Genomic DNA, 19,453 nt, shown 5'->3' on the forward strand with positions numbered 1-19,453 from the left:
TATAGCTCTGAGTATCCCCAGCAACTATCTATTGCGCCAGATCTTTAAAAGCAGTTGAAATCTTGTGCTCGTCACTAAAAAAAATGGTCCTACTGAGTTGTGACCATTGACTACTTCTTTAAATTAATTTTTAAATTTTATCGTAGTTCATAAGGATATTTTGGTATTTTCTCAAGTTCAATAAGTCCATCTAGTATGTTATTAAAGACGTAGTTTAATACTAAATCTAGTTTATAAAGTATCCCTTTGCGCAGATAGTGAGATGGGGGAGAACTCGGTGACAAGGGAGAAATCAACCGTGGACATTAAGAAATATTTACACAAAACTCAAGAATAGAGGTACTCTATTCCATGGGAAGCTGTGGGTGCGATGATCAAAAATTATCATTGCTGCATTAATTGTTTGGGTGATAAATTTGTCTTCTATATTATGAGTTTTAATCCTCCAAATTTCTACTTCCTTGTCCACTTTATCTTCTTGCCTACTAAGTCTTACCCATTGCTGCATTAATTGTTTGGGTGATAAATTTGTCTTCTATATTATGAGTTTTAATCCTCCAAATTTCTACTTCCTTGTCCACTTTATCTTCTTGCCTACTAAGTCTTACCCCATGATCTCTTTATTACCCTTGTGAGGTAAGGGAGCAGGTGAGATACTTAGAGAAGATTTTGACAAAGTACATGCATTGAAAAACAGATTTGGTATCAATTATATCTGCGACTGAATTACAAGACTTTCGTACTTAAGTATAGATAAAATGTATTTAATTCCTTAATTTATTCTAAGTAAAACCCTTTATTTTTGGTTGAAAATTCTAGGAGTATCATCAGTGTTTGCCATAAATTTGCATTTCAAATATCTCAGAAAAATTATCACATTCCTAATTACAGTAGTGATAATATCAGGCTTAGTCAGTTGTAGCGATGACTTATATGAATCATCTCAAGTTCATTCTCAAAAATCTGTAACCACCTCTACCACCTCTAAAATATCTGAAGTTTCCCCACCGGAGATAATTCAACAACTGCGCCAAGGGATCAACAGATACAAACCCCAATTAGCAATACAAAGTCCGCAGCCGGAGCAAATATTTGAAGACAACTATATTACTGTGCAACTCCAAGTCCAAGACTTACCTATATTCAAATCAGACCTAGGCATAGGACCTTATATAGAAATTATCTTAGATAACAAACATTACACAAAAATCTATAATCTTAATGAATCCATTGTACTATCAGACTTAGAAGCAGGAACCCATACCCTCAGAGTTTTTGCCTGTAGTCCCTGGGATGAAAGTTTTAAGAATGAAGGTGCTTACGCTCAAACTACATTTCACATCTTTACGAAAACTGCAAATAATAATCCCGCTCCAGACCTACCTTTGTTAACTTACAATAGTCCGGTAGGTACCTATGGTGCTGAACCTATCATGCTTGACTACTACCTTACTAATATACAATTGCCCTCAATAGGGGGAGAATATCCTCAAGATGAAATAACTGATGGGCATCTTCGTGTTACTGTTAATGGGACTAGTTTCATAACTGATCAGTGGCAAACAATATATTTACAAGGGTTCTATCCAGGAAAAAATTGGGTTAAGTTAGAATATATTGATAAATTAGGTAATCCAATTAATAATGTTTATAACAATACTGCTCATTTGATTACCTACAAACCAGATGGGGAAGATACTCTAAGCAAAATAATTCGAGGAGAAATTTCACTTAAGGAAGCGCTTAGTATAGTTGATCAGGAATACATTTATAAGGAACCACAACTAGAAATAACTTCAGAAACAGAAGAAATATCTAGCGATGAGAAATTAGAAGTAGAAGACACTTTTGAATTAAAAACAGAAACTCCTATTGACCAGGAAGTAGAAGTAGAAGAAGTTTCTGTTGAACCAGAATTAGAAGAAGTTCCTACTAATGAAGAATTAGAGGAAATTCCCAACATGGAACCTACTACTGAGGAATTAGATGTAGAAGAAATTTTTGTTGAACCAGAATTAGAAGAAGTTCTTACAATTGAGCCTAAAACTGAGGAATTAGAATTAGAAGAAACTTTTTTTGAACTAGAAACAGAAAAAAATACTACTGATGAGTAGTTAGAAGTTGAAGAAGCAAACTCACAGACTCAAGCTCTTGAATCTGACAAACCAAACACATCGAAAGAAAAAATAGGTAAATTAATAGATTATGTATAAGGTATGTTTAAAGATATAAATCAAGTTACTAACAAACTGGAAAAACAAACTGTTTTAGCAACTTTAAATATTACAAAAAAGAATTGATATAAAAGAATAAACTCATAAAAATGAGCCTCTTTATCTACTATAAATAGTATAGGAATTAGTAAAGCTAGGGTTAGTAGAATAAATGCCTCTGCAATAAACTTCTAACCTAACTTCAAATTTAGAATAATTTACTGATTCAAGAGAAGATTACTATATTAATACCAGCGCCAATTATCAATAATAATAAACAACGATATAATCATAATAAATTATCTATAAAAAAGTCTGATTTTTTGGTGGATTTTACTTTGCAAAAAAGTTATGATTTTGCATTAAGTATTCATGAATAAATTGAACATGATTATCTTTTTTAATCCATATAATTACAAGAAATTAGTCAAGATAAATCTGTATTTTTTTTCAAATTTATACCATTAAAAATTTATAATTCGGCATCAGATATTATTCAATAAATTGAAATGGAAAATATTTTTATTTCAGTTGAAGATATAACAAAATTCAATTATATTTAAGTTACAAAAATAGGTTTATAAAAATCCAGTTTTCTTCTAGAGAATTGGTTTTTTATTCGTAAAATAAATAGTTAACTGATGTCTAAAGTTTTTGAGTGTAATCTCCTAAATCTTTTGGGTTCTATAACTTATGAGTTAGCTGTCAAAAAATGGTTCAAACAATTGAATTGGTAATATCTTTTTGAGTAACTTGTGATATATCTCATGGGTTCCCATTGATTAAATCTGGATATTTTATGAGAATAATATTTTTTTGAGAATAGCTAAAACCTAGAGGATGTTTATATATGGTTACAGTACTAAAAAAACTAACCTAATATTTAAGATGGCAAAAAATATAAAATCTAGAATCAGGTATTAGTACTTTCAAACAACCTGAGAATTATTTCTACATTATCAAATTCCCCAACAATTCTACGGACGGGAAGAGGCCAAACTCTTATCAAAGTAGGAGTTGCAGTAATTAGTTCTACTTCAGCTTGTTCAGGATGTTGAAGGACATCTATTACTTTTAAAGTATAAGGAAGAGAAAGATATTCCTCTAATATTTGGTGAAGACTTTGAAGAGTCTGTTCAGTAGCAAAACTTTTACCAGATACAAATAAGTGGAGAACATAACCTTGAAACTTTGATTGTGAATCAATAGTAGACGTTGAGACTACCTGTGAAGTAGAATTGAGATTAATATCTTGTCGTTCAAGACATATAACAAAGTTATGATTTTCCCAGAGTTGAGGAAACTTGTCATAATAAGAAGAAACTACTATTGGATTACAAAATTCCTCTGACCATGGAGCACATTGCCAAATCATCTCACCAGTATAAAAAATTGCATTAAGTAATGCCTGATATCTTAAGACTGGCATATAAGCTTCGGCAAAAACTTGGACTTCTTGAGTGTGAGGGTTTAGCCATTTATCAATAGTTGCAGTGTATCCAGGTATTAAGAAATGGGGTGGTTCAGTTAGTCCCAATACTGCTTGTAGCTCTAGACATAGGTGTAGATGCCATCGTTTTTTTTTGCTTGGGTCTATACAATAAATTAGATCTCCCCCTGGTGTAAACAAGGCAATACCTTTGAATAACTGGGGAAATTTTAAAGGAGTCAGCTTCAAGAAAATAAATGTAAAATCAACTGCAAACTTTGGGGTATTTCGGTTAAGCTAGCCGAGTTAAGACATCTGCTTTAGTTAACTTAGCTATATCTTAGCAAAGATTTAGCTGTTGTTAGAACTTACCAAACAATTGGGTTTAAAGCCTCGCAGGCCAATCGTGGGATTTTTGGTAGTGCATCAAGAAAGTGTGGGAATGGTAATATAATAGTTGTCCTTAAATACTTTCTATTATCATAGAATTTCCTCTATGTGGCCATCAGAAATCTCATAAACATGGCCAGTAATGTTGTCAACGATATTATTGTCATGAATGCCTACAAACTTTCACCGATACTTTTGACACTCTCTACTATCGTAACAATTCAACCTGAACAAATGCCCATGGTTCTATAGGCTCACGTTGAGGGCAGTAGTTGAAGAGGGATTAGTCGAACAGTGAATTTGGCCTATAATACGGTAGTTAGTTTGGTGAGAGCCGCCTCTGAAAAAGGACAAGTGATTCATAATGCTCATGTCCAAAATATCAATACCTCAAAAATCAGAAGTGATGAGTTTTGGTCATTGGTCCAAAAAAACGAAAACAGTGCCAGTATCAGGAATTGACAGAAGGGAATTCTTGGGTTGGCAAGCCCCTACGAATCAAACTTATTTAAGTATAAGAACTGAATATTTTTTAATGAGTAGTCAATGGTTCGCGCAAAACTATAGTAAAGATAACTCTTATTTATCATGTATTATATGTAGTATTTTTCCGTAACTCCTGAACATTTTAAATTCTGCCGCGTAGCATTTGAGACATTTCGTTTGGGGAAGGTGACTGATTTATTGCTATCTCTTCAGTGATTCTACCATCTCGATAAAGATCATACAAAGACCTGTTCATAGTAGTCATGCCTTCATAAGTATCTTTAAGCATGATCTGCTGAATGTCTTCATACTGGTCTTTGAGAATATACTCTTTCACTACATCAGTATTAATCAAAATGTCATGGAAAGCTGCTCGTTTACCATCAGTAGTTTTACACAACAACTGAGCAATAATCGCTACCAGAATTTCTGAAAGAGCTAATTTAATTGCTGGTTGTTCTTCAGCAGAAAACATATCCAGAATACGAGTTATAGTTTTAACTGCACTGTTAGTGTGCAAAGTTCCCATCACCAAGTGTCCTGTAGATGCTGCCTTAATGGCTATTCCTACGGTTTCCTTATCCCGAATTTCTCCAACTAGCATCAGGTCAGGATCTTGACGAAGAGCACCTTTAAGGGCATTGAAGAATTTCAGAGTATGTCTACCTACTTCTCGGTGCTTGATCAAAGATTTCCGACTTTCGTGGACAAATTCTACAGGGTCTTCAACAGTTATGATGTGATAAGGAAAAGTATCATTCATATAATCAATCATGGCTGCCATGGTAGTAGATTTACCAGAACCTGTTGGTCCTGTTACCAAAAGTAATCCTTTATGGTAGTGGCAAACTTTCTTAAAAACTTCTGGCAGCCTGAGTTGATCCATCTTGAGAATTGTTGCACCAATAAGTCTTAAGACCATGGCCGGGCCGGCAAGAGAATCAAACAAGCTAATCCGTATTCGGACAAAACCTAGGTCAGCGGCACCGTCAAAGTCTAAATTTTCCTGAAAGACGCGAATTTCTTCATCTTTGAGAATTTCTCGCAGCCAACTCATAAAAGTGCCTAAGTCAGTCTCTGGATACTCAATTGGTATGAGGTCACCACGCTTGCGAAATCTTGGTATTTCATTTACACCCAAGTGAATATCTGAAATTCCCTCTTTTTCAGCCCGCCGGACAATTTCTGTCAATCTTACTTGTCCAGGTGCAAGTTCTGGACTTAGAGGAGTTGCTCGTTGCTTTGGTACAGTTTCCTTTTGAGGAATGATTTCCCTAGAACTTGGAGGTGATGCTGGTGAAGAATTGGAAGGTTTTAGAGAAACTGCTGATTGTTTTTTTACTCTTGGAGGTGGTGGAGCTGGGGGACGATATGTTAGATCACGGCTTCCTGATCGTGATGTAGGGGGAGGAGGTGGCGGTGTTTGTGTCATTTCAGTTATTAGTTATTAGTTATTAGTTATCATATCAAATCTGGTTGAATACTTTTGATTATAGTTGGAGGAGATGGGGAGATTGAATGTTGAAGTAATTATATAATTATCAAAATATATTATTCTGCCTATTTGTTGTGGCAAAATTCCATACTGAAAAAGTTGGGGAAAGTTGAATATTTGACAAGAGCACAAAGAACTTAAAATAACTTAACTATTCTAAAAGAACTGCAAGGATAATCAAGTTGTCTTATGCAATTTTGGGCTGGTTACCAAGTATCTTCAACGAGGTTTTGCTCTGAGGCATTAGGAGCAAATTTTGTACAATTTATCTACCATTCTACTTTGGATTTTTCAGCTATTTTTTTGTTATTAAATCTTATCGAAATTCTGTCAAATTATGATCATTGGCTCTATCCCGAAATATTGCTCATCTTTTTCTCTGCCTTGGATGCTGTAAATATTTCAATATTTTTCATGGTATTTTCAGTATTTCCACTTCTTTTAAATATCAATAAATTCTTGGGCTTGATATTCTAAGCCACCAGAATAAGTAAGGCTTTTTTTTATTAGTGAAGTAGAATTTCTATTCTTCTATCTGTTGCTCCCCAATCATAACCTCAAAGGTTTCCCTATATTAGATAACATTCAAAGGTCATAAACAATGTAGGCTTTCTGGGTTATATTTCTGGTTGCTATTTTGTCAATTTATCCTGTCTAATTTTTTTTGCTTTCACTAATTAATTATTTTTATTGGCGTTCTTTTTGGGAGTTTTTTCAACTTCTAACCGCATTTTTCAGAGTCGTTATAATAACTTTGTAAAATATCACAAACTATATTAGGTGTATCATTTATGTAAATAGTTTTTTTCAGTCTCAAGTGTAAAATATTTACTTGTGCTCAATACCCATAAATCGTTTTATCTTTTTATACTGGCATTAATGTGATATGTTTATTCTTGATAGCTAAATTCTTAAACTTTCTATCCCTATAAAAAGTGCTAGGGGTTTCAATTTTACGCTAGAAACTGTTATAAATATTTAATATTTATTTGACTTTATATAAGGATTTATATACAAAATAATTTTTACTGCCAAGACTCTTTTAATTTTTTTTGCTATCGATGTTTGACTTGTAAAATTATCTACTTCATCTATAATATTTATTTTTTGTATTTTTTCTAGATATGTTCTTCTTACTATTATATCTTTTGCGACCAATATGAGATTAGTATATATATGGTAAGAAATGGTATTAAACCTCTGATATATACGAGTTATATATTTATTAAGACTGACTTAACTACAGTTTTGTTTGATTTTGAGGTTCATACCATTTCTTAATCTCAAGCTTTTGATGATACAGCCATCTTTAAATACTACTATTCCATTTTTCGTGTATGTGTTTGAATGTTGATTTATATTTTTTTTGACAGACGGAGTTTTGTTAAGTGTAAATATCTGATTTTCATTAGCTGATTTTTTCTGATTTTTAGTATAGTTTTTTGATGAAGAAGGATACTCAAAAAATATAGTTAAAGATAAAAGGATAAACGTCACAAAACATAGTTTTTTTAATAATAAAATAATCATTCTAAGAACCTGGATTAAATTAATTTAACTGAATATTAATTACCTTAACTAATAATTGGCCTGACTTTAAAGTAGGCCTATAAAGGATTTATTTCTATCAATATACTCTATCCCTTTTTCACCTATTTTATCTACGATAATAATACCTAAAAATAAAAGCTATCTAGGTATATTAATATAACTTTTCTACGAAACATTCTCTAAAAAAAAATATTTTTAAGAGACTCTCTTAGAGATTTTTTTGTCACTCAATATGAAAGAGAAAGTATGAACAGCAAGCAATATAGACTATTGCATATATTAAGTGCATAAGCAAAATTAATTACATATTCTGTTCGATGTGTGATCAAGCACTTTTTTTTAGCTTTTGAAGTCATATTTTTCAGTATTCAGGCATCTCCTACTTCAATTGATTGATATTTAATAAATTTCCTATTTCTATTATATTTGATTTTGTTGAGTATGTCGACAACCAAAATATTTATAGTTTTATAAATTCTATTTATCTAATTTATTCAGTAAAACATTCCTAGTACTAATTTACACTTTAAAAATAAAAAATATAGTTTTTTAATAAAAATAAAAAATAGATTATTATCAAAATTAATCAATATTTAAATATTAATATTTACCTTTGCTATTCTATAAATTAATTCTTCTTTTTGAATTTATTAATCTTCTACTATTTATTTGTTTATTTATGCTTAAAAAGCTGACAAGTTATTGTTGTTTTTTTGAATGGCTATCTATAAAACAAGTAATGCTTTAAATAAAATCAATTTTTATATAAAATATTCAAGTAATTACTTTTTTATTATTTATTTTTTAGTGATTATAGTCTATTTTTTTACCTATTACTCCCATTAATTATAAATTTAATTCTTCTTATTTTCATCCTTTATTACCTCATTTATAATTTTTTTTATTTTTTTGTTGTCTATTTGCGCATATTTATTTCCTAAGTATGATGCATAAAATTAATAAATTACTAAGTTTAGCTGATCATCTTTTTCCTGTCTGGCTTCCAATAATAATTGGAACCTAATTCCTCTTTCTAGCTGATAGCTAATAGCTGATACTTGAATACTTACTTTATTTTATATATTTTGAATTTTTATTTTTAGTTATATTAAGTATTTTAGGCTCCAATTTTATCCAGATTTTAACTTGTTTTTTTTTCATAAGTTTAATTTTTTCTGCCTTTTATTCTTTGATTATATAGTCCTAATATTCTTTGTTATGTCCATCAATTTAGCAAATTTAAACAGTTTTTATACTAACTTTAAATATTTTAATTAATTCCTTAAGAGGAAATCCTTAACTGCTCAATATTATATATTTAGCTTGATCTCTAACTTAATTACAATTACTATAGTTTTATTTATAGATATCTTCTAAGAGATAGTTAAACAGTGATAATTTCAAGTTTCTTAGGTTTAATATAAAATGCTTAAGTACTAGATTTTTTGCTTAGTACTGAGGAGTTTGGTTTGTAAGGGAATAGGGAATAGAAAATAGACCACAGAGAAATGCCCTAGGGTATTTCCGTAGTGCTATATTTAAAACTTTTAAATATACTTAACCTAAAATTAATATCTCGGATAAATGGTTAAAAATTTATTATTTATTTTGGTTATTTAGGAATTTATAAATTATTAATATATTAGCTAATTTTTGGGGATTTTAATTAAAAATCAAAATAATCTCTCACTATAACAGTATGAAATTATTTGTGAAAAAACTATAGGGCTTTGGTTGTATAAATGCTATTTTTGCCCTTAGTTTGGAGACAAAAGTCCCTAGGATCAAGTCTGAAAACTGATTCAGGATTGCTATATTTTAAATATTTGGTTTATCAAAGGTATTTCAAGCTATAATTTTTTTAAATATTCAACAACCTAACTAAAAAAAATATGCCAGTCAAGCGAAAATCTACTAATAGTAAACCCCAAATAACTAACAAACAAAAAGAAGCTGCTGAAGCTGAGATTAGGGAAAAGCAAAAAGTTATTGATTATCGAACAACAGAATATCCAGTAGAAGTTCTTGTTCAGAAATATATGGAAGGAAGAGAAAATGATACTAACGAGTTATTTATTCCTGATTATCAAAGAGAAGAAGCCTGGCAGGAAAAAGAGCAGTCAAAGTTTATTGAATCTGTACTTTTAGGATTACCAGTACCTCCTATATTTGTTGCAGATATTTACGACCAAGAAAATGACTTAGGGCGCTTAGAAATAGTAGATGGTACGCAACGCATTCGAACTCTATCTAAATTTTCTAATAATGAACTGACTTTAAGAGGATTAGAAAAATTAGATAAGCTGAATGATTTCACTTTTACTGATTTACCACTTCCTCGTCAAAGACGTTTCAATAGAAGTACCATTAGGATGATTCAACTAACAGAGAAAGCGGATGAGGAAGCACGACGAGATATGTTTGAAAGAATTAATACTGGTAGTGTTGTTTTAAATGACATGGAAAAACGTAGAGGAATACAACGCGGACCTGTTCTAAATTGGATTGATAAATTATCAAAGAATCCCAAATTTCTAGAGCTATGTCCGTTTTCTGAAGCTCTAATTCGGAGGCGAGAACCTGAAGAATTTGTATTGCGTTTTTTCGCATATCTAAATAAATATCAGGAGTTTGAACACAGAGTAAATGTATTCCTCAATGATTATTTAAAAGAACAGGATGAGAAGAATAAGAATAATAAATTTTACCAGAATAAAATGGAGAAGGAATTTAAGTTAATGCTAGATTTTGTGGAAAAGTATTTCCCTGATGGGTTTAAAAAAGGCAAAAACTATAACTCAGTTCCCCGGATTAGGTTTGAAAGTATTTCTGTAGGTGTTGCACTTGCTTTAAGGGAAGAAAAAAATCTTAAACCAAAATCAACCGACGAGTGGCTAAATTCCCAAGAGTTTAAAAAATACACTACTTCTGATAGTAGTAACTCTAGAGTGAAAGTTATTCGACGTATTGAATATGTTAGAGATCAACTATTAGGTAAATAATGGGAAGAATATCATTTGTAATTCAAGATTTTAATGAACTTTCTGAAGAGGTAAGTAAATATTTTATTTTCTTGCAAGATTTAGAGCAAGGAAAAGTAAAATTAATCAAAGAAATTCAAGGAAATAATAAAGCTAACAAAATAGACGTTGAGTTAGAAAATACTCTAAAAGCAAGTGCTTATTTATTACTTTACAATTTAATAGAATCTACTATGAAAAATGCTATAGAAGCAATCTTTCAGGAACTACAAGAGAAAGATGTTTCTTTTGATAAGATTAGACCTGAATTAAAGAAAATTATTTTGGTTAATCTGAAAGGTAGAAACCCTGATAAAATTTTAGAAAAAATTCAGGACATATCTCTTGATATTGTTTCCATTGGATTTAATAAAGAAGAACTATTTACTGGAAATATTGATAGTAAATTGATTAGAGAAACAGCTAAAAAATATGGATTTGATTCGCAAACAGATGACAAAAAAAGAACTAATGATAAAAATTCATATCTACTTCTAATTAAGAATAATAGAAATGATTTAGCTCATGGAAATAGACCTTTTGGCGATGTAGGAAAGTCGAAAACTGCTGATGAACTGATAGAAATTAAAAAGACAATAGTCGAATATTTAAAAGGAATATTGGAGAATATTGAAACATATATAGATAATGAGGAATACTTAGACTCAACAAATACTCCCTAACTTATTTCTTGAACATGTTTAAGAATACTTTTTGCTACTACTTGACCTAACTTTACAGGGACAGCATTCCCAATTAAACGCCCTATATCTGTAAAAACAAATGATTTATTAGGAGGAAAAAATTGGTATTTATGAGGAAAAGTTTGCAACAATGCTGCTTCTCTGAGGGATATGGCTCTATCTTGTTCGGGGTGTCCAAATCGACCATTACCAAAACCAAAGCACTGAGTCGTTATAGTTGGACTGGGACTATCCCATTCCATCCTGCCGTAAACCGATGGATATGATTTACCACTACTCTTAGTATGGCATTTAGCTATTAAGTTTTTGGGCCAGTCTCGCCAAGTGCCTCCTGGTTTAGAAGCACGAATACGACGTAGATTCAGTGCTGAAAGTTTGCTACATTGATGAAGTGGATCTATTTTCGATGATTGACCTGCACTCAGAGCTTCAAGATGCTCAATAGTCTTTCGTACAGTTTTGTAATTATCCTGATCGCAATTTGGGGGAATTAAATCTATATTGCCAAACTTGGAGGCAAAAAGTACTAACCGTTTACGATTTTGAGGTATACCGTAGTCTTGACAGTTAACACGATAAAATGTGATGAAGTATTTGAACTTTTTGAGTTTAGTAATAAATTCCTCAAAAACTTGATTTTGTTGCAACTGTGGTACATTTTCCATAGTCACAATATCTGGCATACATTGTTTGATAAGACGGGCAAAATAATAGAGAAGCTTCCATTTTGAGGAGCTGTTTCTGTAGCGCTTGGAGTAATTAGAAAATGGTTGGCATGGAGAGCATCCGGCTAAAACTTTAAGGTGACATATTGGAAAATGCTTTGCTAGCTCCATACTCTCAATGTCTTCAACGCTTTTTAGTATAAACTTGGCTTTATTGTTATACTCATAAGGAAACTTACATACGGGATCAATATCATAACCAACATTTACAGGAAGACCAGCTTTCTCAAAGCCATGAGTTAACCCACCTGCTCCGCAAAATAAGTCTATCGCAGAAATGCCAATCATTATTTACCTCTACAGATTTTATATAAGTCAGGCTTAAATTATAATTCAATCAAGTTACTAATTTCAAGTTCAAATAAGAGGGAAGGTAATTAGAAAACTGCCTCATTCAATCATAAGTAATTTTTTCATACTGTATTTTTACAACATAAAATGCTTGATAAGTAGCGGCACATTCGTAGTTTTGTTTCTGAGAGTGAAAAGCTTGAGAATATAAAGTTTATTCTCAAAAAACGATCAGCTTATCTGAGTGAAAAGTATTACAGAAATTTCCTGACAACATCTACAGTTCTTTGGAGAAAGTTTCTGATATTGAGGTTCCTGAAAGCCAAATCTCACAATAGTTATTCCCATAATTTCCCACTGCGGGTGTAAAAGGAATTTACTTATAAATATAATTATATCTACAGGACTACCAAATAATCTATATTACTCCTACTAACGACCAGAACGAAGAATACTAATAATTAACCACAACCTAAGAAAACTAGTTGTTGCAAATAAAGCTTCACTTAATACAGATAGCTGACTACTTTGAGAACCGATAGTTACAATGGCAACAACAATAGTTAATTAACTTACAACTACACTAAAGGATAATCTATTGGCTGAATTATCTATACTATGACGCAAAGGTTCAATTCTTGTAGAGTCAAATTCCACTTTAATGTTTCGGAAGTAAGTCTATCTAAAAATAAGTCTAGCTCGCGAGGGAACTTTAAAGATAAATTCTTCAGATCAATAGCTGTTCTTAAGAAAGTTTGTACCAGATCATCCCCTAATAACTGTCGGCAAAATAAATCAGTCATTAATGGTTTAATCTCATCTAAAAGATTAAGTTGGAAATAAAAACTATGAGCGATCCCTTCTAAGTTTGCTAAAGTTTTGGAAAATAAACCTAAATTACTTGGTAATTTAATTTTGTTGTGACAACATAATTTTAATATGTCATAAAATACTTGATAAAGGTTGATTTCAGACAAGCTGAGGTTATAATATTTTCGCAATATTTTGCTGTAATCATTTTTCAATTTAGCTAAGTTTGAGCCAATATCTACTTCTACCATTTGTAGAGTTAACTGAGTACACCTTTGAGCATCTAAGTCAATGATCCCCAATAGTAGTTCTGTTAAATGCTGTTGACTCTTAGGGTCGAAGCGACTGAGTATTCCACAGTCTAGCAGAGCAATACACCCATCTTCTAAATAAAATATATTGCTTTGATGGGGGTCGACTTGAAAAAAACTGTTGAAATAAAGTTGTTGAAAGAAAGCACGGCATAATAAATGGGAAAGTGCTTGCTTTTCTGAATTTATACCCCCATTATAGTTAGCACCTTTGACTTTTGTCGATAAAATTGGTTGATCATGAAGCCATTCCAGAATTAAAAGCTTTGGGGTGGTTAGTGCCCAATATACTTTCAGAACCATAATTTGCTTGGAGTCAAATCATTTACTTGTGGATAGGTTCTGAGGTAGTTCGTCAGTATAACTACCTTCTTGAATAAAATTCAGTTCTTATCGCAAAGTATCACCAAATTCTTGAGCTACAGAAAGAATATCATAACTTTTTTCAAATTTTGTAAATGAGACTAACTCACCTAGACCTTTGAGCAAAGCAATATCTTTATCAACTATTTTATCAATGCCTGGACGTTTAACTTTGAGAGCTACTTCCCTGCAGTCTTTTAAAGTGGCTTTATAAGATTGAGCAATAGAACCTCCTGCTACACATTAAGTATTAATGTAGCTAAATATTTCTTCTAGAGTTTGGGAGAGTTATTGACGAATTAAGGTTTCGACTTCAGACCAAGATATTGGTGGTACATCTGCCTGTAAACTTGACAATGTATTGATGTACTTTGTTGGCAATAGGCCTGGACAGGTGCTCAGTAGCTGACCAAGTTTTACATGTATTGGGCCTAAATCTACAAATATATTGCGCAGAACTGCTAGTGTTGGTAAGTCTGGTTGACCAGTTTGGCCTCCTGTAACGAGAGTTTTTATGTAGTCCCAACCATTGCGGAGGAAATTTTCCACTATTTCTGCTTGACTAGAGCTATGCAAGGCTAGGTAATACTTGGCCTCCCTCTAGTGGTGTTGATATTTAATTCAGGTTTAAAGAAAATTTAATTATTTTTATATGTATAGGATAGTTTTGACAAAAAAACTGATATTTTTTTAATTTTTAAGATATGTATTATACCACTTTTTTTATGATTTGTCAATGATTTTTGATATTTTTGATAGTAGTTATAGGTTTAACTATGTGGGATGGGAAGCTGGAACTATAAAGGTTATGTGGTGCTAGGGAACACTCAGATGTATGAAGTTAAAAGGGTAGTCTTCCTCGTGTCAGGGTAGATGTATGTAAACAATGCTACTTCGGGTATATACCTTTTCTCCTTGACCAAAATAATTACAATAGACTACCATGAAAATTAACTACCACCACCCATAAGGTTTGAGGGTAGTCTGTACTAATTGATTAATAACTGAGATGACTTTTAACTTGATGAATAGTATTCATTGTCACAAAAATCAAATTAGAAATTAAGAATCTAGACAGATTTATCCTTTACATAATACTCAAAGTTTTTTACATTAACTTTAGAATCAGTTTAAGATTAAAATGAATAACATAGAATCTATAGTAATTGAGCGGTTTCAATCTTTAAGTCCTATTAACTTAGACAGTTGTCAAGTAAAGCGGGAGTTAGTTGGCTCCAGAGTAGCAATGGTAATTGACTGCCCATCCACAGAAAAGTGTCATGAATTGTGGCGCGATCGCTACTTATTAATGCGTCGTTGTTTAGATCTATGGTTAGCTAATCAAATTGTAATTAGTTATAAAGGTCATCCTTACGGTCGTACTCCAATACAACATCCTTTGGTATAGAATAAATTTTGATTTTTGGCACGATAATTCTATTTAATTAGCAAAACTTAAGTTTTATAGTGCTACGCGCAAGTTAAAAGTCAACTCCCCCAAGGGGGTAAGTCAAAAGTAAAGGATAATCTTTAGGTGAGTTTTCCCATCTGATAAAAAGTTAAAAGTTAGAATTTAAAAGTTGTCTTGGAGCCAAAAAAAATTAGCTCTCCAGTCTCTTTTAAGGAGATAAAAAAAATATTCGTATCAGTATTTTAATCCTTTGACTTTAGGAGTTTGTACTAAAAAGTATTTTTTATAACAAAATTGATGGGTTAGATAATATGTTAGATATTACGATAAATTAAAAATATTAGCACTTATCTCCCGTCTGAGTAAGTCTGAAATTATAGACTATTGTAAAATTCATCGCTATTTAGATTTCGGGAAAAGTATATTGGGGATGAATATATTTTATTTAGGTAAACTTATTATCCATCAATTATTGATACTTTACGGGATACTTTAGAAATAATTGATAAATATACGGTTTTAAAAGATATAGATTATTTATATTTTTATTGTGCAATTGATAATTTTTTATTTGGAGAATTAGATAACACAAAAGATGGCAAAATTGGGAATTTAATAATTTTCATAGTGTTTGGGAGAGAACATGTTTAACTGATTTACTCAAGCACACAGATTTATGTTTTGTTTCTTATCTAAATAGTAAGTATATTGCCTCATAAATAATTGCTAATTTGAAATACAAACACACAATAATCGATCTGAGGAATATTTTTCATGTCAATGGTAAAGATATTTTTCCTGATGCTGTAATTATTTTATTTAAGGTTAAATATAACTTCTTAAACTCGCGGCTTTCAGATTTAGTTTTACCTAAAACTTTATATCAAATTGAAAAGTTAAAAAATGATGACTTAGTCGACTAAACTAGCTTCAAATATAATAAATATAAATTAAAAATTGCTGTTATTAACCAAGAACATAAACTAGACCAAGAGGATAGGCTGGTAAATAATACTTTTATGAGTTAGCTAAATCATCGAAAATTGAGGGAGATATACTAAGAGTTTGTTATTTACTAGAGTGATTTTATTCTTACTGGGAAATATTGGATGATTTTAATACTGAAGAATTACAAATGATGAAAAATTTTAATTATTGATTTTATCTAGACGTGAAGTTTGGTCTCTTGTTATCGGACAGTTTTTTTCAACGTTTCATTCATTATGTATTGGGGTCAGAATCTCTAGTGAAAGATAATATATTTTATTTGTCATTATTTTGGGTTTAAGATAGACTCTGCTCTCTTAAAAAAATTAATCAAAGCTTTAATAATTTCCTCAAAAAAATTATGGGCAAAATTTATATCCAAATTATTAATATTAAATCTGCAAATTTTGACTATGATCTGAACCCAGGAAACAGAGAGGAAAATAAGAATAGAAGTATTAGAAAACAGTTTTTCTATGAATATCTGATTCAAAATTATCTGGTAAATTTTCAAAATATTGTCAGAAGTTGAAGTATTAATAGTGAGTTTTGGTTACCTATTTATATAAAAAATTTGCTACTGTTTACTTCTGGTGCTAAATATATAGATAATTATGTGAAGTTAACAGGAGTTAATATTATGAAAGTTATTGATAGTTATATTGATGGTTAAAAACTTCATAAATTCAAAGTTAGAGTTACAGCAATTTCGATTTTTATAAGGCAGAGCTACGGGGAAAAATGCTTGCACTAAATAATTTTCATTATTTACTTTGTACCTCATTTGCCCGAAATCTGCTGTATTCTTTTCAGGCAAATAAATAATTTTAATATAACTTACACAAGGGAATTAATTATAGTATTTGTAGGTTGGGTTGAGGCAAATAAACGAAAGATATTTAGTATTTATTGAGGGATCTTGTGAATTTCCTTAAAGGTAATTGTATTTTACTTGTATAAAAAACTGAGATTTTGATTATTAATAATGAATATCTTTACACAAATATTCTTTTTAAGAGACTAAATTAACTGAGTTAAGGGAATAGCGATCGCTTAAATAAATAATAACTCGACAATATGTTTAACCATGATAATTTTCTAATCATTCAACCTATTGTTTGAAACTGTTAGTCTTATAAAGATTTAGCTTTGATAAATTTTGGGCTGAAATTATCTAAAAAAAAAGACTGTTAACTGGATAAAATTCTCTATAGCTTCTTAAGTTAAAAGATATCCTAAAAATTAATCAAAACATTAGTTATATTTCTCAAGCAAGGTTAGGAAATCACATTAAAGATAGCATTCGTAAGTTGGGTTGAGGTAACGAAACCCAACATAAGACTGATTTCGGGCAAATGATGTACGGCTGTATTTAGTAATAATTATTTAATGCGAAGAATTTAGTTTTTTAAGTATACTTTATAAATCTAAAAGATGCTGTATATATCACTACGGATAAAAGTTAAAACATCCTAATGTTAATACTCAGATATAGCAGTCCTAAATTATATTTAAAGAAAGTATGATATGTAGTCAAATCAGCTATGCTAAACAATTGTACTTTTTCACGATATCTCATTTATATTCAAAATCATTGAGGATTAGTATATTTTTTCTTTTCAAATTTATTATATTACAGCGCTTTTAAAATTCATGACTTTACATCAAAAGCAAAATCTGGTATCGAAATTGCATAGAATGCTTTGATTACTGTGGCCAATGAGTATGAAAACTGCTGTCGCTAAAAAATGTACTCCAAAATTTTTATTGGGTTCCCCTATCTCTCAACCAAAGCTACAGCTAAAAAACGGACTCTAAAATTTTTGTTGAGTTGCCCTATCCCTTAGCCAAAGTTACAACTGTTCCCTATTCCTTAGTCTTGAAAAACATGAGCGATAAAAAACCAAACCTAGAAAAAGACATTTTCAAATATCTCAAAAAAAAAGGTACAAAATTTGTTCGTATCCTCTTTTGTGACAATGCTAACATTATCCGCTCCAAAGCATTCCATATTGACCAATTACCAGAACACTTCGATACAGGAGTTAGCATTACAGTCGCTCAACAAGCATTTACAGTTATGTCTGATGTGGTAATACCTGAAACAGGTCTGGCTCCGGTGGGAGAAGCTTGGTTAGTTCCTGACTGGTCTACCCTCCATATATTACCCTATGCTCCTACTCATGCTAGTGTAGTTAGTGATATGTTTAAAGATGGCTCCCCTTGGTCTTTGTGTCCTCGTAGATTTCTCAAACAAGCGATCGCTACTGCGGAAAAAGTAGGTTTACAAATAAAAGCTGCTTTTGAAAATGAATTCTATCTGTTGAAATCTACTTCTGATGGTATTGCCCCCACAGATAATACAGTTTTTGCCTCTACCTTCGGAATGGATATTAACCGTCTAGTCATTGATGACATTGCTGAGTCTCTCATTGCTCAAAAAATTCAAGTGGAAAAGTATTATCCAGAGTCAGGTCCTGGTCAACAGGAAATTTCTATCCGCTATACCGATGCTTTACAAGCTGCTGATAGACAAATAAGTTTTCGGGAAACAGTGCGAGGAGTAGCTCTCAAATATGGACTTACTGCTTCTTTTCTGCCGAAAATTTTTGCTAACAAAGCAGGTAGCGGTTGCCACTTACATCTAAGTCTCTGGGAAGGAGAGCAAAATATTGTTCCTGACTCAGATGAAATAGGGAAAATTTCCAAAACTGCTCGTTGTTTCATTGCTGGTATTCTCAAACATTTACCTGCTTTAATGGCACTGACAACTCCGAGTGTTAATTCTTATCGTCGCATTCGCCCTCATTTTTGGAGTGGTGCTTTTCGTACTTGGGGGTTGGATAACCGGGAAGCTGCTGTGAGGGTGCCGAGTAATTTTGCTCCCCCTTCTCCTACTCATTTTGAATTGAAAACTGTTGATGCTTCTGCTAATCCTTATTTGGCTTTGGGTAGTGTTATTGTAGCTGGTTTGGATGGTATTAACTGTGGTCTTGATGTGGGAGAACCTGTGTCGGTTGACCCTGGTAATATGATGCAGGCAGAAAGGGAGGCGCGGGGAATAGATGCTTTGCCTAGTTCGTTGGCAGAGGCGATCGCTCATCTGAATAATAATGATGTGCTGAAAAATGCTTTGGGGTCTGAGTTGGCTCAAGCGTTTATTGCTGTTCGGCAAGCTGAGTGGGAGGAAATGAAGAATATGGAAATAGAAGAGGAGGTTAAAATTTTGTTGTCTAGATATTGAGTTTTTGTCGGGGAAGATCCCTG

Annotated in this window: 10 protein-coding genes and 1 pseudogene; 5 read left to right on the top strand and 6 right to left on the bottom strand. The window is 31.7% G+C overall.

Annotation, left to right across the window (positions count from 1 at the left end; translation table 11 throughout):
* Positions 1–316: 316 nt before the first annotated feature.
* A complete protein-coding gene (locus tag TERY_RS22565; protein WP_044137017.1) occupies positions 317–508 on the bottom strand; it encodes a hypothetical protein in 192 nt (63 codons plus the stop codon).
* A 322-nt stretch (positions 509–830) separates the two neighbouring features.
* Between TERY_RS22565 and TERY_RS22570 the strand changes: the two genes are divergently transcribed.
* Positions 831–2,114: a hypothetical protein gene (locus tag TERY_RS22570; protein ID WP_011613955.1), complete on the top strand. Its 1,284-nt coding sequence runs from the start codon at positions 831–833 to the stop codon at positions 2,112–2,114.
* Between the two features lie 1,012 nt (positions 2,115–3,126).
* On the opposite strand, the gene TERY_RS22575 is transcribed toward TERY_RS22570, so the two are convergent.
* Both TERY_RS22575 and TERY_RS22585 read right to left on the bottom strand, forming a co-directional pair.
* Positions 3,127–3,891 carry a circadian clock KaiB family protein gene (locus tag TERY_RS22575; protein ID WP_011613956.1) on the bottom strand — a complete coding sequence of 255 codons (765 nt, stop codon included), beginning with the start codon at positions 3,889–3,891 and terminating at the stop codon, positions 3,127–3,129.
* Positions 3,892–4,660: 769 nt separating this feature from the next.
* On the bottom strand, positions 4,661–5,950 hold the full coding sequence (locus tag TERY_RS22585; protein ID WP_011613957.1) for a PilT/PilU family type 4a pilus ATPase: 1,290 nt from the start codon (positions 5,948–5,950) through the stop codon (positions 4,661–4,663).
* Between the two features lie 3,506 nt (positions 5,951–9,456).
* Between TERY_RS22585 and TERY_RS22595 the strand changes: the two genes are divergently transcribed.
* Entirely contained in the window at positions 9,457–10,566 is a 1,110-nt protein-coding gene (locus tag TERY_RS22595; RefSeq protein WP_011613959.1) for a GmrSD restriction endonuclease domain-containing protein, read from the top strand.
* A complete protein-coding gene (locus tag TERY_RS22600) occupies positions 10,566–11,267 on the top strand; it encodes an MAE_28990/MAE_18760 family HEPN-like nuclease (RefSeq protein WP_011613960.1) in 702 nt (233 codons plus the stop codon). Before TERY_RS22595 ends, TERY_RS22600 begins: the two co-directional genes overlap by 1 nt.
* Here the strand turns inward: TERY_RS22600 and TERY_RS22605 are convergent.
* From TERY_RS22605 to TERY_RS37725, 3 genes and pseudogenes are all read right to left on the bottom strand, one after another.
* Complete coding sequence (locus TERY_RS22605; RefSeq protein ID WP_011613961.1) at positions 11,264–12,301, bottom strand: DNA (cytosine-5-)-methyltransferase; 1,038 nt, start codon at positions 12,299–12,301, stop codon at positions 11,264–11,266. The two genes, TERY_RS22600 and TERY_RS22605, sit on opposite strands and share 4 nt — an antisense overlap.
* Positions 12,302–12,915: 614 nt before the next feature.
* Positions 12,916–14,013 (bottom strand): annotated as a pseudogene (locus TERY_RS22610) (ABC1 kinase family protein).
* 63 nt (positions 14,014–14,076) lie between these two features.
* Positions 14,077–14,364 carry a hypothetical protein gene (locus TERY_RS37725; protein ID WP_370496146.1) on the bottom strand — a complete coding sequence of 96 codons (288 nt, stop codon included), beginning with the start codon at positions 14,362–14,364 and terminating at the stop codon, positions 14,077–14,079.
* A 565-nt stretch (positions 14,365–14,929) separates the two neighbouring features.
* Between TERY_RS37725 and TERY_RS22615 the strand changes: the two genes are divergently transcribed.
* Both TERY_RS22615 and TERY_RS22620 read left to right on the top strand, forming a co-directional pair.
* Complete coding sequence (locus TERY_RS22615; RefSeq protein ID WP_011613962.1) at positions 14,930–15,196, top strand: hypothetical protein; 267 nt, start codon at positions 14,930–14,932, stop codon at positions 15,194–15,196.
* Between the two features lie 2,878 nt (positions 15,197–18,074).
* Positions 18,075–19,430: a glutamine synthetase family protein gene (locus TERY_RS22620; RefSeq protein WP_011613963.1), complete on the top strand. Its 1,356-nt coding sequence runs from the start codon at positions 18,075–18,077 to the stop codon at positions 19,428–19,430.
* Positions 19,431–19,453 lie beyond the last annotated feature (23 nt).

The organism is Trichodesmium erythraeum IMS101, from assembly GCF_000014265.1.
GTDB classification, from domain to species: domain Bacteria; phylum Cyanobacteriota; class Cyanobacteriia; order Cyanobacteriales; family Microcoleaceae; genus Trichodesmium; species Trichodesmium erythraeum.

Excerpts from the sequence above, each read along its gene's own strand:
- TERY_RS22565 (WP_044137017.1), bottom strand. The coding sequence starts at position 508 with ATGCAGCAATGGGTAAGACTTAGTAGGCAAGAAGATAAAGTGGACAAG.
- TERY_RS22585 (WP_011613957.1), bottom strand. The coding sequence starts at position 5,950 with ATGACACAAACACCGCCACCTCCTCCCCCTACATCACGATCAGGAAGC.
- TERY_RS22595 (WP_011613959.1), top strand. The coding sequence starts at position 9,457 with ATGCCAGTCAAGCGAAAATCTACTAATAGTAAACCCCAAATAACTAAC.
- TERY_RS22600 (WP_011613960.1), top strand. The coding sequence starts at position 10,566 with ATGGGAAGAATATCATTTGTAATTCAAGATTTTAATGAACTTTCTGAA.
- TERY_RS22605 (WP_011613961.1), bottom strand. The coding sequence starts at position 12,301 with ATGATTGGCATTTCTGCGATAGACTTATTTTGCGGAGCAGGTGGGTTA.
- TERY_RS22615 (WP_011613962.1), top strand. The coding sequence starts at position 14,930 with ATGAATAACATAGAATCTATAGTAATTGAGCGGTTTCAATCTTTAAGT.
- TERY_RS22620 (WP_011613963.1), top strand. The coding sequence starts at position 18,075 with ATGAGCGATAAAAAACCAAACCTAGAAAAAGACATTTTCAAATATCTC.